General features: G+C 61.0%; 12 protein-coding genes. 3 read left to right on the top strand and 9 right to left on the bottom strand.

Features of this window, described 5'->3' with window-relative positions; all coding sequences use genetic code 11:
- Positions 1-774: 774 nt before the first annotated feature.
- From GG26_RS12600 to GG26_RS12640, 9 genes are all read right to left on the bottom strand, one after another.
- Complete coding sequence (locus GG26_RS12600) at positions 775-3,414, bottom strand: TIGR03960 family B12-binding radical SAM protein (protein WP_414390962.1); 2,640 nt, start codon at positions 3,412-3,414, stop codon at positions 775-777.
- A gap of 142 nt (positions 3,415-3,556) precedes the next feature.
- Positions 3,557-4,729: an aminotransferase class V-fold PLP-dependent enzyme gene (locus GG26_RS12605; protein ID WP_041438899.1), complete on the bottom strand. Its 1,173-nt coding sequence runs from the start codon at positions 4,727-4,729 to the stop codon at positions 3,557-3,559.
- A 185-nt stretch (positions 4,730-4,914) separates the two neighbouring features.
- Positions 4,915-6,540 (bottom strand): peptide chain release factor 3, encoded by a 1,626-nt coding sequence (locus GG26_RS12610; protein ID WP_414390965.1) that lies wholly within the window; start codon positions 6,538-6,540, stop codon positions 4,915-4,917.
- A 323-nt stretch (positions 6,541-6,863) separates the two neighbouring features.
- Positions 6,864-7,121, bottom strand: coding sequence for a hypothetical protein (locus tag GG26_RS12615; protein ID WP_011429706.1), 258 nt, complete (start codon positions 7,119-7,121; stop codon positions 6,864-6,866).
- A gap of 162 nt (positions 7,122-7,283) precedes the next feature.
- Positions 7,284-8,468 (bottom strand): pyridoxal phosphate-dependent aminotransferase, encoded by a 1,185-nt coding sequence (locus GG26_RS12620; protein WP_414390968.1) that lies wholly within the window; start codon positions 8,466-8,468, stop codon positions 7,284-7,286.
- A 43-nt stretch (positions 8,469-8,511) separates the two neighbouring features.
- Positions 8,512-9,069, bottom strand: a complete 558-nt coding sequence (locus GG26_RS12625) for a hypothetical protein (RefSeq protein ID WP_011429704.1) — start codon at positions 9,067-9,069, stop codon at positions 8,512-8,514.
- Positions 9,070-9,151: 82 nt separating this feature from the next.
- A complete protein-coding gene (locus tag GG26_RS12630) occupies positions 9,152-9,835 on the bottom strand; it encodes a DUF2232 domain-containing protein (protein WP_011429703.1) in 684 nt (227 codons plus the stop codon).
- Between the two features lie 501 nt (positions 9,836-10,336).
- A complete protein-coding gene (locus tag GG26_RS12635; protein ID WP_011429702.1) occupies positions 10,337-10,618 on the bottom strand; it encodes an RNA-binding S4 domain-containing protein in 282 nt (93 codons plus the stop codon).
- A 102-nt stretch (positions 10,619-10,720) separates the two neighbouring features.
- Entirely contained in the window at positions 10,721-11,881 is a 1,161-nt protein-coding gene (locus tag GG26_RS12640; RefSeq protein WP_011429701.1) for a serine hydrolase, read from the bottom strand.
- Positions 11,882-12,285: 404 nt separating this feature from the next.
- Here GG26_RS12640 and GG26_RS12645 point away from each other — a divergent pair, with 404 nt between their 5' ends.
- From GG26_RS12645 to mutY, 3 genes are all read left to right on the top strand, one after another.
- On the top strand, positions 12,286-12,645 hold the full coding sequence (locus GG26_RS12645) for a CHRD domain-containing protein (RefSeq protein ID WP_414390972.1): 360 nt from the start codon (positions 12,286-12,288) through the stop codon (positions 12,643-12,645).
- A gap of 361 nt (positions 12,646-13,006) precedes the next feature.
- Complete coding sequence (locus GG26_RS12650; protein WP_041438154.1) at positions 13,007-13,144, top strand: hypothetical protein; 138 nt, start codon at positions 13,007-13,009, stop codon at positions 13,142-13,144.
- Between the two features lie 86 nt (positions 13,145-13,230).
- A complete protein-coding gene (mutY, locus tag GG26_RS12655) occupies positions 13,231-14,307 on the top strand; it encodes an A/G-specific adenine glycosylase (protein WP_414346862.1) in 1,077 nt (358 codons plus the stop codon).
- Positions 14,308-14,438: the final 131 nt, after the last annotated feature.

Genomic DNA, 14,438 nt, shown 5'->3' on the forward strand with positions numbered 1-14,438 from the left:
TAGGCTCAGGAGGCAAGATGACACCCCTCCGCCTCAGACATCCCAGAAGAGATTAGACGATGGTTCGTGGCAGAACCCCAATCGTGCCAGCCTAGATCCACAGAAAGACAGGGTTTGCACGCGGAAAGAAACACCTTCTCAGGAGAAAAAATATAGTGCTAGAGCCAGGCCACAGGGGCACACCTCTCTGTACCGCCTATCGACTGGGCCCTGTTGCGCCCGTTACCTGCCCTGGGTACTGAGTTAGGGTTGACACTCCCTCCGCCTGAAAGCGGGGGATTCTTACGCAGTCCACAGACGAACTCGTAAAGGCGTTGTCAAGCCGCCTCTGGACAGTTCCTTGGGGCAAAGTTCCAAGGTTCTGCTTACCTTTTCTGATCAGGTTGGTTGAGACGTTGACATCTCCTCGGCGCTTGCCACCGGTCGGGTTTTTCACCGTGATTAGGTGCTCGCCTGGAAACGGTACGCCTCATCAACAAGTATACTAACTCCCTGAGCACCATTGGCGAGCAACCGAAGTTGCTTGCGGGCTTTTCCGCACCGTACTAACTAAAGTACAGGGCCGCCAAGCTATCCTTCTGGGTCTCCATTTCAGAATCCGATCAAACTGTTGCCTGCTGCCTGCCCTGCCTTTGGTCAAGTTGATCCCGGCAAGCTCCGCAGCGGCAGAAGCCAGCAATAGACAACATAGCGCCTGTCGGATCCCCCCCCTCCAGACAGGGGCAGAGCCCAGCCTTGGTCTCCTTTTTGTCCGGTCGATCCTGAGGCCGCTCCTCAGTCGGGATCGGAGGTGCCGTCTTGCCACAGCAGACGCAGCCGCCTGGCCATCTGTAGCGTCCAGCGGGGCAAGCCCAAGGACTCGGCCATTTGCACGAGTTGATTGGGCCGCAGGTAAGCGCCGTCGTTGCGGCAACTGCCGCGGTAGAGGAGGCGGGTGCTGCCGTCGGGGGCCAGGCCCTGAAACTCCAGGTAGTAGAGCAGGGGGCGAGCGTTGAAGCGACAGGGTTTGCCGGATTTGGTGGATTTTTCAATCCAAATTTCCCGCGCATCCAGGATCTGGGTAACCCAGGTCGGCCAGTCGGCTTCGGGCAACTCGCAGCTCACGCTGAGTTGATATTCGGCGGCGTAAACCGCTTCGGTAGCCGAGGGATCCCGCAGGCCGATCTCTTGAATGGCCTGGATGGGAATTTCGGGGGGCAGTTGCTCGGCCAGCAGGGCGCGCAGCTCCTCCGGGGTAAAGGGAGCCCCGGGGCGGGCCAGGAGTTCCAGATCGAGGATCTCCCCATAGCCTTCCTGGCCGATGGGCAGGGCGTTGGCGTTAGCCAGGCGGGGCATGGGGTGGTAACCGCCGCTAAAGGCCAGAGGCAGCCCCGCTCGCCGACAGGCCCGTTCCCACAGCCGCATCAGATCTAGGTGGCCCAGCCAGCGCAGATCCCCAGTTTTGCCGTAGGTGATGCGGAAGCGCTGGGCGGGCGGCTGCGGCTCCAGGGGATCTGGGGTGGGGGTGGGCCGGCTTTGCAGGGGTGGGACGGGCGGGGGCGGGATGACGATGTTGTGGCCAAAGCCGGGGCCGCAGATGCCGCAGGCGGAGCACTTCTCAAAGGAGCAGTCTTCCACCGTGATGGCTTCCAGGGCGCGGCGGTAGTCTTTCTGCAGCCATTTTTTGTCGATGCCGGTATCGATGTGATCCCAGGGCAAGGGATCCTCCAGGCCCAATTCGCGCATGGGGAGATGGGCGCAGAGGGCAACCGGATCGGCGCTGGGATCCACCGCTTCGCCGCAGTAGGCCTTGACCCAGGCGGCATAGGCGGCGTCGATGTTTTCCCACCAGGCGTCCAGGCCGGCGCCGGCCCGCCAGGCCTGCTCGATCATGCGGCCCAGGGAGCGATCCCCCTTGCCAATAAAGTCTTCCAGGATGCTGAAGCGGATGTCGGTGAAGTGGGCTTTGACCCCCCGCAGCCGCCGCAGCTCCTTTTGCAGCAAGGCCTGCTTGCGCTGCACGTCGGCGTAGTCCACCCGGTGCCACTGGAAGGGGGTGTGGGGCTTGGGGACAAAGTTGGAGACCGTGAGGGTAAACTCCACCTTCTTGTGACCCAAGGCCGCACATTCTCGCTGCAGCATCTCAACCGTGCGGGCAATCCCAATGACATCGGCGTCAGTCTCTCCCGGCAGGCCGATCATGAAATAGAGCTTGATCTTGTCCCAGCCCTCCTGGACGGCGGTGCGAATGCCGCGAATGAGGTCAACATCGCTAAGACCCTTGTTGATGATGTCCCGCAGCCGTTGCGTGCCGGCTTCTGGGGCAAAGGTCAGCCCCGAGCGGCGGGATCCCTTCATGATGGCGGCAATTTGCTCATCGAAGCGATCCACCCGCTGGCTGGGCAGCGAGAGGGCGACGTGCTCCCCCAGCAGGCGGTTGTGCAGCTCGGCCCCCACCGCCGGCAGGGAGAGGTAGTCGGAGCAACTGAGGGAAGAAAGGGAAAATTCGCTGTAGCCGGTTTTGCGCAGGCCCTGCACCACCGCCTCCACCACCGCTTGCGGATCCACATCGCGAGCCGGGCGGGTGAGCATGCCGGGTTGGCAAAAGCGACAGCCGCGGGTACAGCCGCGCCGCACTTCCATGACCAGGCGGTCGTGGACGGTTGCCACCAGCGGTACTAGGCCAATGGAGTACTGCGGTTGGGGCAGGGCCACGCGGCGGCGGATGCGCTCCGGCACGCCGGGCACGATGGGGCGGGGCGGGATCCCCTCGTAAAACTGGGGCACATACACCCCCGGCACCTGGGCCAGCTCCAAGAGCACCTCGCGGCGGGGCTTGGCTAGAGATTGAGCCAGCACCTGGCCGATCTCCGGCAGCACCTCTTCCCCATCCCCGAAGACAAAGAAATCGAAAAAGTCGGCAAAGGGCTCTGGGTTGGAGGTGGCGGTGGGCCCGCCGGCAAAGATCAGGGGACACTCTTGCGGGGTAAAGGGCTGGCGCTCCCACCATTTGAGGGGGATCCCGGCCAGATCCAGCATCTCTAAGATGTTGGTGCCCCCCAGCTCATAGGCCAGGCTGAAGCCGATGATGTGGAAAGCGCGCAAGGGGCGGCGCGATTCTACGGCAAACAGCGGGATCTGCAACTGCCGCATCCGGGCCGCCAGATCCGGTCCCGGCAGGTAGGTGCGGTCGCACAACTGGTCTGGCTGGGCGTTGAGGATGTTGTAGAGGATGAGGTGGCCCAGGTTGGAGGCCCCCACCTCGTACAGCTCCGGGTAGCTCAGCACCCACCGCACCCGCCCCGACTCCCAGGGGCGGTGGGCGGCGCCGAACTCTTTCCCCAGGTAGCGGGCTGGCCGCTGGATCTCAGGCGTGAGCAGGCGATCCAGATCGATCGGGCCTAGATGGGCTTGCGTGGCAGCCAGAGAGAGCATGAGGATCCGAGCAAGAAGTGAACGCAGCTACTGATCTGACTCTAGCCGAACTTTCCCGGCAACCCAAACCCAAGACGGGGGTGGCGAGACCGTTCCATCTCCCCTCTCCCGGAGGGAGAGGGGTTGGGGGTGAGGGCGCACATCACTCCGGCAGCCGCTGCAAGGCTAGCGCCAACTGTTCGTACTCAGCCAGGTGGTTGTAGACCTGGGCCGAGATGCGCACCCAAAGCTGCCCGGCAAAGGGAAGGATGGGAACCTCGATGCGGTGCACCTGCCAGAGGTAGTCGTGCAGGCGGCGGGCCCGCTCCGCCAAAGGCAGCTCCGGGATCCACTGTTGCCAGAAGGGTGGCAGGGGCAGGGTGGCCATAAAGCCCAGCATCCGCTCCGGGGCAGGTGGGATCCCTTCCAATTGTTCCAAGAGCACCTGCCGCGCCTGCAGCAGCAGCGTGTGGTTGTGCTGGCGCAGCCTCTCCACCCCCAGCTCCTGGATAAAGGCCAGGGCTGCCGAGATGGCCAGCCAGGCGCTGGGATCGCGGGTGCCCACCCAGTCGAACTCGGCTGTGAACCCTTGCCCGTAGCCGTGGGAGATGGCCAGGGGATGGGTTTGGGCCTGGCGGTGGGGGGCCACCCACAGGAAGGCACAGCCCTTGGGGGCAAACAGCCACTTGTGGGCGTTGCCGGTGTACCAATCGGCTCCTAAGCTTTCCAACTCCAACGGGAGAACCCCCGGCGCATGGGCCCCGTCCACCAAGACTGGGATCCCGCGCTCTCGACAGAGGCCAATCAGCTCCGCCAAGGGGTAGACCAGAGCCGTGGGCGAGGTGAGGTGATCCAGCACCGCCAGCCGAGTCTGGGGGGTGAGAATGGCCGCAAACGCCGCCAAAACCTGCTCCGGCCCCGCAATCGGAAAGGGAACCTGGGCTTCCGCCAGCACCGCCCCCCAGCGTTCACAGACATAGCGCAACGCCTGGCGGACGGCCCCATAGCTGTGGCTGGTGTAGGCGATCTGATCCCCTGGCCGAAACGACAGCGAGCGCAGCACGGCATTGACGCCGCCGGTGGCATTTTCCACAAACACAAGGTTTTCAGGCTCAGCCCCAACAAACTGGGCCAGCTCTGCCGCCGCCGCCCGCAAAGCCCGCGGCAGCTCTTCCCCCATAAACTGTACCGGCTGGGCCTCTAGGCGCTCTTGCCAGGCTCGCTGGGCCTGCAGCACCGTTTTCGGGGTCGCGCCGTAGGAGCCGTGATTCAAAAAAATAGCCTGCGGATCCAGCCCCCACAACGAGCGGTCGCAAAGCGGTTTATCGACTGCCATGGGTTTGCCTTGGAAATAAGACCTGGCAAGCATGACCCAAAAAAGAAGAAAAAGAAATTGCTGGGATCTACAAAAACGAGATTGCCAGGCAGCGAGAAGATGTCAACCCCGATCCCAGACAGCAGCAAAGCTTTGGTCAGGTAGCGGAACTTGCAGGTTCCCGGAGAAGGTTGCTCTGAGTAGCCTTAGGAGCCGTCCTTGGATTCGGGGCCAAGATCCGCGATGGGAGCAATTTTGCTCAGCTTAATTTTGGGGTTGCTGCTGATAAATTGCTGCAAGGTCCACTCGTTTTTAAAGAGGAGAACCGGCCTATCTTGAATGTCTTTGACAATGAGGGTGTTAAACAGGCTGGGGAAATTCTGGAGGACTTCCCAGCCGTTTTCTACCCAGCGGGCCAGGGTGTAGGGCAGCATCTCCAGTCGGGTTTCAACATTGTATTCGTGTTCCAGGCGGTACTGCAGCACCTCAAACTGCAACTGGCCCACTGCCGCCACGATCAGATCCCGTTTCGACTCGTCGAGGGAATACATAATCTGCACCGCCCCTTCTTCCCGCAGCTCCGCCACCCCCTTCTGGAACTGTTTAAACTTGGAGGGGTTGGGATTTTTCAGATAGGCAAATAGCTCCGGCGAAAAGCTGGGGATCCCGGCGTAGCGCAACCTCGGGCCGGTGTAGATGGTATCCCCAATCCTGAAGATGCCGGGGTTGTTGAGGCCGATGACATCGCCAGGATAGGCTTCATCGATGGAGATGCGCTCTTGGGCGAACAATTTTTGGGGATAGGAGAGACGGATGGGGCGATTGAGGCGGGCATGGTTGACCACCATGTCCTTCTCGAACTTACCGGAGCAGATGCGTACAAAAGCAATGCGATCCCGGTGGCGGGGATCCATATTGGCCTGCAGCTTAAAGACAAAGCCGGTGAACTCAGGATGTTCGGGTGGGATCAGCCCTGCCGTGCTCTCGTGGGGCATTGGCGGCAGGGAGTACTCGATAAACGCATTGAGAAACAGCTCCACCCCAAAGTTGGTCATGGCGCTGCCGAAAAAGACGGGGGTTTGCTGGCCAGCATGAACCTGTTTGAGATCCAAGCTGGGCATGAGGCCATCCAATAACTCCAGCTCTTCTTTAAATTGGTAATAGAGATCCTTTTCAATCAGTTCTTCAATTTGCGGATCCCCGAGTTTAACGACGGTATCTTTGACCCGCAGCCGCCCCCCCGAGACTTGCTCAAAGAAGTGAAACTCCTGAGTCCGCCGGTCAAACAAAGCTGTGAAGCGCTCCCCTGAGCCAATCGGCCAGGTTACAGGATAGGGCTTGAGGCCCAGCTCCGTCTCGATTTCGTCCATCAGCTCGAGGGGATCCCGGCTGGGGCGATCCATCTTGTTGATGAAGGTAAAGATCGGCAACTTCCGCAGTTGACAGACTTCAAACAGCTTGCGGGTCTGGGGTTCTAGCCCTTTGCCGGCGTCTTCTAGCATCACAGCGTTATCAGCCGCCGCCAGGGTGCGGTAGGTGTCTTCGCTGAAGTCTTGGTGGCCGGGAGTATCGAGCAAGTTGAGGCGAATGTTGCGGTAGTCAAACTGCAACACAGTCGAGGTAATGGAAATGCCCCGTTGTCTTTCCAGCTCCATCCAGTCGGAGGTAACCCGCTTTTGGGCGCGACGGGCCTTCACCGCCCCTGCTTCTTGAATCGCCCCCCCGTACAACAGCAGCTTTTCCGTAAGGGTGGTCTTCCCGGCATCGGGGTGGGAAATAATGGCGAAGGTGCGCCGTTGCTGGATAGCTTTGGCCAAATCCACTGCTTTCATAAGAAGTAAGTGCTCCAATCAAAACCCGCTCGTCTCACAGCGCGCTGACGCTATGCGACCCTTAAAAAATAGCGATGGCACTCCCCTTGCTGCCCTGCTGCTGCTTCGCAGACGATGGAGAGCTTTAGCGAGGAGTAGAAAAGAGAGAGGCTGGGATGGCCGTCCGCTAGCGGGGGAGGGAGCACAGGTTGAAAAGCCGGGGAAGAGCACTAACCTACTCTGACCGTAGCACAGGACGTGGTTCTGCCGTTGCCTGGCACTCTAGGACAGAGATCCTTTGGAGCGGAATTCCCACCGAGCGGATCGGGATCAACGGGTCTCGTTCAACAGTTGCTTAGCAGTTGCTCAATGGTGGCGATGGTGAAGTTTTGGCTGACCACCAGCCGTTCCACGCGAATGCGGTGGGCCTGCAGCAGGCACTCTTGTTGCAATGCTTTGGGCAGTTGCTCCCAATGGTCCAGCAGGACTGCCAGCAAGATCTCGCCCGGCAAGAGGGATCCCAGCTTTTCCACACTCTCGGCAGACCATTTGAGGGTAAAGCCAGCGGGCAATTTTTTGGGAGACTTTTGGGTGGGAGCCATCTTAGCGCTCCCTCAGCATCGCCTCGAGGACTTCACGGTAGGCCTGAGCCAAGAGTCTTCTCCTGCCTCTGCCAGGCACCAGCCCCTGCTGTTGGTTTGCTGCGCCACCGTTTTGTAGAGAAGTCTCGGCCAGCCCTTGTCTTCAGCCCTCCTCCTGCCCCCTCAGAGGGAAGACAGGAAGCGGTGCAGCCGTTCCAGTCCTTTTTCAAGCGTGGCGCGGTCGGCGGCATAGGAGAGGCGGATGTAGGACTCTGCCCCGAAGGCCACCCCCGGCACGGCGGCCACGTGATGTTCTTTGAGCAGCCGTTGGCAAAACTCTACCGAACCCAAGCCGGTTTGGCCGATGTTGACAAACACATAAAATGCGCCCTCCGGCTCCGGGAAAGTCACCCCCGGCAAGGTGCGGATCCCTTGCACCATCAGATCCCGTCGCTGCCAGAATTCTTGGCGCATCTTCTCCACCGCTGCCGCCGAGAGGGGGCTGGTGAGAGCCTCCAGGGCGCCGTACTGGGCAAAGGTGCAGACGTTGGAGGTGCTGTGGCTTTGCAGGCTGATGGCCGCCTCGATGATGGGCTTAGGGCCCGCCAAGTAGCCAATCCGCCAGCCGGTCATGGCATAGGCTTTGGCGAAGCCGCTGCTGAGGATCAGTCGCGGCATCAAGTCAGGGCAAAGGGATCCCAGGCTGATGTGGCGGGCTTGGCCGTAAACCAGCTTTTCGTAGATCTCATCGCAGACCACATAGAGATGGGGAACCGAGAGGATCACCTCTGCCAAAGCTGCCAGCTCCTGCCGGTGATAGATAGCGCCGGTGGGGTTGGCCGGCGAGTTGAGGATGAGCAACTTGCTGCGGGGGGTGAGGGCCTGGCGCAGTTGGTCGGCGGTGAGCTTGAACCCCTGGCCCTCTTGCGTCTCCACCCGCACCACCTTGGCCCCGGCCAGAGCCACCATCTCGGGATAGCTAACCCAGTAGGGGACGGGCAGGATCACCTCGTCGCCGGGATCCAGGAGCACCATGGCCAGGTTAAACAGGGTTTGCTTGCCGCCGTTGCTAATCAGGATCTGGTCGGGGCTGTAGTCCAAGCCGTTTTCTCGGCGCAATTTGTCTGCCACCGCCTGGCGCAGGGTGGGGATCCCGGCAGTGGGGCCGTAGCGGGTTTTGCCCTCTTCCAGGGCGCGGATGGCGGCAGCCCGAATGTGCTCAGGGGTGTCGAAGTCCGGCTCGCCAGCGCTCAGGATACAGACATCCAGACCCTCTGCCCGCATGGCCTTGGCCAGAGCCGAAATCGACAGCGTTGCGGAAGGAGAGAGACGAGCAACCCGTTGGGACAAGCCGGCAGCAGACACCATCAGTTGGGGATCTGGGGTAGCAGGTTGGGTTAGTTTTAGGCAGTTAGGCCACCGCTGTCAAGAGGCGGCTGCCATCCACCAGCAGCAGCTTATGACCCTCCCGCTCCGCCAACAGATCCCAAAACTCGCCGGCGACGGCCCCCGGCAAGAACCCTTCCAGACGCAGCTGCAGGGGGGGGAATTGCTTGTTCCCCTGGGGCTTGCGCCGCACCGTCACCCAGATGAAGCCGTCGTGGGGCTCGACGATGCCGCGAATGTTAAAGCCCTCCTCTACATCCTCGGGGGCAGGCAGAAAGGGCTCGTCCAGATCTGGATCTTGCTCCTCCTCCGGCAAGGCCAGGATGCGGATAACGCTCAGGCCCAAAGTGCCGCCCGACCGCGGCTGCGGCTGCACGTAGTACCAGTAGGTGTGGCCGCTCTCGATGCAATAGGTGAAAGGGCGCAGCAGCTCCGCGCGGCCAGGGGTGGCCGGATACTCTACGCCATCGGCGGCAACCAGCGTCGCCTGAGCATAAGTCTGCGGGATCGATTTTAGGGATCCCTTGATCAAGCCCAGGGCGCGGAACTGGTAGGGGTAGGCAGGAGGGGGCAGTGGGTTCATCAGGAACAGGGGTAGAAGCTATGGGGGTAGGGTCTACAAGTTTATCCCATGGCGGTAGTCACCTTAGAGGTATAGGCGGCTGCTAATCCAGCAAAAATTGCACCCACTTCGGCGGCGGCGGCAGCGGACAGCGGAAATGCTCCATCACCAGAGCTGCCACCAAATGCACCGTGAAGACGTAGACCAGGGAGTTAAAGGCGATAAACCCTGCCACCACCACCTGAACCATCCAGGGTTCTGCCACCCAGTACACGCCCAGCCTGGCCAGAGACACATCCAGCAGCCAGTTGGTCAAGCCGGTGAGTTGGATGGTGACGTAAGTCCAGAGGTTTTCCCCCACCAACAGCGAGGAGAGCAGCAACTGGAAAACGAGGCCGAAAGCGCTGAGGGCAGCGCCGCTGGCCACCGAGACATACCAGGAAAGGCGCCGCCGCCATAGGCGGGCACACCAGTAGCCCAGCAGGCCGTAGGGAATGACGTAGAGAATGCTGCGCGTGGGCCCCATCAGCACCGTCAGCAACAGAGCAGAGACCGCCAGCGCCATCGCCCCGGTGCGGGGATCCCAGCGCATCACCGCCAGCGCCACCGGAATGGGGAAAAACAGACGCATAAACGGGGCCAGCGGCGTGTAGCTCAAGATCCAGATCAAAGCAGCAGTGCTGGCTAAGAAAGCTGTCTCCACCACCCTTAGAGCCGGAGAGCGGGGAGGTGGCGGGGGCAAGGGAGGAAAATCCTGCTGCACAGGAGGCTGAGGGGACGCAGGCACAGCGAGAAAAAGAAAAGAAAACTGTTCCCAGCTTAGGTCAGCGGTTGTGGAGTTGGTTGCAGTTGGGGAGCAAGGGCTCGGCTACTTGACCTTGCCGCTCCGCAAGACTTACACAACGCTAAACAAAAACGAACTTTTGTCCAGCGTCGTTGCTTCCTTTCTACTTCCACGACCCATACCTCGTTGGTTGCCCAACCCCCCCTTAGTCCCCCCGTATACGGGGGGATGTAGGGGGGCAGAGGAGTCTTCACAGGCGTAACTTCCCGTCGTTCGCGGCAGCGGGCCGTAGGCCTTGAACACAGTTGGCTGGAAGGGAAGAACCTGTTCACCACAACCAACTGACAGCTCTAGAGCTTGCACTTGTACTCTAGCTGTCGCCGAAACTCATAGAACCCACAGTCAGCAATGCTGCCTACCAACTTGTGGTTCTTGAGCATCCCTGAAACGTAAGGACGCCGTCCCGCTGACGCGAACAGTTTTTCTCAGCAAAACCCTGACTGACTAGAGGCAGACCCGACCTCCCCCTGTGGCAGAGCTCTGGATCCTCTTCCCATCCCAGCCCACCTGCCAAACTTGGCCCGCTACTGCCACCTCATCCCCCAGGCGTAACTTGCGCCCTCGCCGGGTTTCCACCTCGCCGTTGACCCGCACCTGCCCCGCCTGGATGAGCTGCTTGGCCTGCCCGCCGGTGGGCACAACTCCCGTCAGCTTGAGAAATTGATCCAGTTTGATAAGGGGATCCCCTGCTGGAGGAGCTTGGGAAGGGGGAAGAGTCTCGGCCATAACCTCACCGTTCTGGCTTGGATGTTGGCTGATCCAACTTTTTAAGATCCAACTTTTTAATTTTGACGCTGCTGCTCTGCCGGGATGGGCGATCCCCTAGGGCTACGGGCTATCGGCAGCAGCCGAAGCGGTGGGCTCGCCTTCGGCAGACCAAAACTCATAGGCAGCCTGGGAGAGTTTGGCGATTAGCTCTTCGGCTTTGGGATCGTTGGGAGTTTCCCGCTTTACCCACACTGCTGCCACGTAGCGTCGCCCGTTGGGCAAATCGAGTATGCCGGCATCTCCCACCACCGACCTGAGAGTTCCCGTCTTGTGGGCAATGCGCACCTCTTGGCCCAAGTTGGGGCGAAAATAGGAGGGCCGCTGCGTGCGCCAGAGGATGTCCAAAAAGCGGTCGCGGCTGCGGCGGCTGAGCATTCGCCCCTGCTCCACCTGGCTGAGCAGCCAGACCATGTCGCGCGGGCTGCTGGTGTTGGTGCCCTCCAAATCCGGCAGCCACCAGGAAATTTGCGTGTGCTGCAGCCCCCACTGGCGAAACTTTTGGTTGAGGGCTTCCCGACCGCCGAGGCGATCGATGATGAGGTTGGCGGCGAAGTTGTCGCTGATGGTGCTCATGAGGGTAGCTGCCTCCAGAGCAGAGACCCGGGATCCGAGGGGACGGGTCTGCAATACGCCAGCTCCCCCGCCCCTGAGGTCTTCTCTCAAAGTCAGCCTCTCGTCCAGCCGCACCTGACCCGTTTCCACTGCCTGCAAAAAAGCCAGGAGAATCGGGATCTTGATGACGCTGGCGGCAGGAAAAACCTGATCCGGCCTCACCCCGGCAAAGGCGCCGCTTTCCACCTCCCAGAACAGGGCTCCTGCTGTCAGGCCCGGCTGATCGGCCAGAGCAGCCAAGCGCTCCTGCAAAGCGGGGATTTCCTGTCCTCTTAACAGGTCTGTGGGCAAGGTGGAGGGGAGCTCCTGCATCGCATCCTGTTCTGGCCGGGCAGGAGTGGTCGATTGCAGCAGTTGCGATAGGCCAGCCATCGTCAGGCCCAACATCAGGCTGAGGCCCAGGCCTCGCAGCAACACCTCCAACAGGGCCGGAGACCGCCTCAGGCGGCGAGGCTGGGCAGCTCGTTGGCGCATCCGGGCAATGGCTCTTTGGCGAGAGAGGCGCAGCGGTTGGGGGCGGGAAGCCAAGAGGGATCCCTCGGCAGCCGGAGCAGGCAGCAAGTGGCGAGAAGGGGAGGCAGCCTGAGTGAAGCGGCGCTGACGACGCACCGGATCCCGAGACCTTTCTCGAGCTAAGCTGCTGCCTTTCCCCTCCCCTGTCCTCGCCATAAGAACGACTGCCCCAACGAAGGTCTTGATGACCGATATCGCGACAATTTTACTGAACTTGCGCCGGCGAGCCCGGTTCAATTAAACCCACAGATCGGCGAACCTGGCCTGGGAAAGTTTGGCGAGGGAGAGCTTTGGAGCTTGGCCATCTCCGGCCCTCCACCCCTCCTGAGTCGGCAGTCGGGCTGCTTCGACCTCTTGGGAAGCCCCTCGAGAAGAAGATCGCGGAGAAACAGGGGCAACTCCTCAGGCAATCGCGACCTTGTTCTCCGAGGGTGAATCCGAAGCTCGGCCTGCTCCGTACTTGAGGTGGCTTGTTCTCCGACCGAGGAGCTTTTTCCATATTGTTGACGCTTTTGCTGGATTCGGCCTTGCGGCCTCGTTTTGTCTTCAAAACTTTTTGGGGCGTCTGCCTAGCTGCTGACTTGTTTCTCAGCGGCTGCGGGAGCAGCAACTCGGCGACCCCTGCGCCGGGAGCTGTAGTCTCTACGGCTACCTTGACCCTATCTCCTGCTGCCGAAGTACCGCCGGTAGCGGTGCCCAGCTCCGCCAGCGGCAGTGCTGTGGTCACTTTAAACCAAACCGCCCGTACCCTATCTGCTGAGCAGGTCTCCAGCTTCTTGGCCGGGGCCTACTACCTCAACATCCATACGCAAGCCAATCCTGCCGGCGAGTTGCGGGCCCAGGTGGTTTTCCCTCGCTAAACCTGAGAGGCGACTTCTCAGCCGCCTAGGCGGCGCGGAGCCCTGGGAGGGCACCTTTTATACCTGCTGGGCCGGGTGGACTGTCTCTTGCAGGGCCCCGCCGTCGGCAGGTTGTCTAAATAGCAGGGAAGTTGGCTGCCCAAGCCTCTGCCTGGGCGGCTCCTGTGCTCTAACTTTTGCGACCAGCGGAGGCGGTAGGGCTTGCCCGACGGGGATCCCTCTTTGGGGGGCGGCTCGGATCCGGGCCAAATTGGCTATCCTAGAGATGAGGGGGTTGGTCGATAACGGAGTTTCCCCATCGCGACACGTATCCCAAGTGAGATCCTCGACACCCCAAAGCCGAAGCTGGTGGGAGGCAACAATGGCTGACTACAACCGCGGCATTATGAGGTTCAAGGGGGCGGATAGCCCAATTGTGGTTCTGATCTCGGCCAGCATTGTGGCGGGGGTGGTCTCGGCCCTGATCTGGTGGGCGTTGCACTTCGCTTACGCGGCTTGAGATCCCAGGTTCCTTCTCGACGGACTGGAAGAGAGTCCGAGGTTGCGGTTGCTGGCGAGCAGTCGCTAGGTTGGGGCAGCGCAGTTTTGCAGCGCCTGCGGCAGTCCTTGCAGCGTTGGTACTGCCAGCAGGGTCGAGATCTGCCCTGGCGACGCACGCGGGATCCCTATGCCATTTGGGTGGCGGAGGTGATGCTGCAACAGACCCAGGTGGCAACCGTGATCCCCTACTTTCAGCGCTGGATGGAGGCTCTGCCCGGGATCCCAGAGTTGGCGACGGCTCCGCAGCAACAAGTGCTGAAACTGTGGGAAGGGCTGGGCTACTACCGGCGGGCGCTGAATCTGCACAGAGCTGCTCAAATCCTGATGCAGGAACACGGGGGCCAGTTTCCCAGGAATCTGGAGCAGGTGCTGGCGCTGCCGGGGATCGGGCGCACCACCGCTGGCGGCATTCTCAGCGCCGCCTTTGACCTGCCCCTGCCGATTTTGGAGGGCAACGTCAAGCGGGTGTTGGCCCGCCTGGTGGCTTTGCCCCAGCCGCCGGCCCGTTGTCTGCCCCTGTTGTGGCGGCTTTCGCAGCAGTTGCTGGATCCCGAGCAGCCGCGCACCTTTAACCAGGCCCTGATGGACTTGGGCGCGACCATCTGCCGGCCCCGGCAGCCTCGCTGTGGCCAATGTCCTTGGCAGGCCGATTGCGCTGCCTACAATCGAGGTCAACAGCAACACCTGCCTATGTCTGAGCCCCGTCCCTCGCGCCCTCACAAACAGATCGCGGTGGCCATCGTTTTGCGAGGGAAAGAGATCCTCATCGATCGGCGGCTGGAAAGCTCCATGCTCAGCGGCCTGTGGGAGTTCCCCGGCGGCAAAATCGAGCCGGGAGAAACCCCTGCGGAGTGTGTGGTGCGGGAGGTGAAAGAAGAAATCGGCATCGACATTGAGGTGGTGGCTCCGCTGGCCACCATCGAACATGCCTACACCCATTTCACCATCACCCTTATTGCTTTTATCTGCCGCTATTTGCGCGGAGAAGCTCAAGCCCTGCAATGCAGCGAAGTGCGCTGGGTCGAGCCGGCGGAGCTGTCGCAATTTCCCTTTCCGGCAGCCAACCAAAAGCTATTTCCCTACCTGTACGCTTGGCTGGAAGCGCGAGGGCATCTCTTATAATCCGCCAAACTGCTTAAATCCCTCCGGCTTTGCTCGCACAAGACATCCGATAGGATGATAGGTGTCCTGCTGAGGTGAGCATGACTCTAGTCAATGATATGCTGGACTATACTGAAAATAATGTACAATAT

This window comes from Synechococcus sp. 'PEA 65AY6A-5F PE A' (assembly GCF_047462575.1).
In the GTDB taxonomy this organism is placed as follows: Bacteria; Cyanobacteriota; Cyanobacteriia; order Thermostichales; family Thermostichaceae; genus Thermostichus.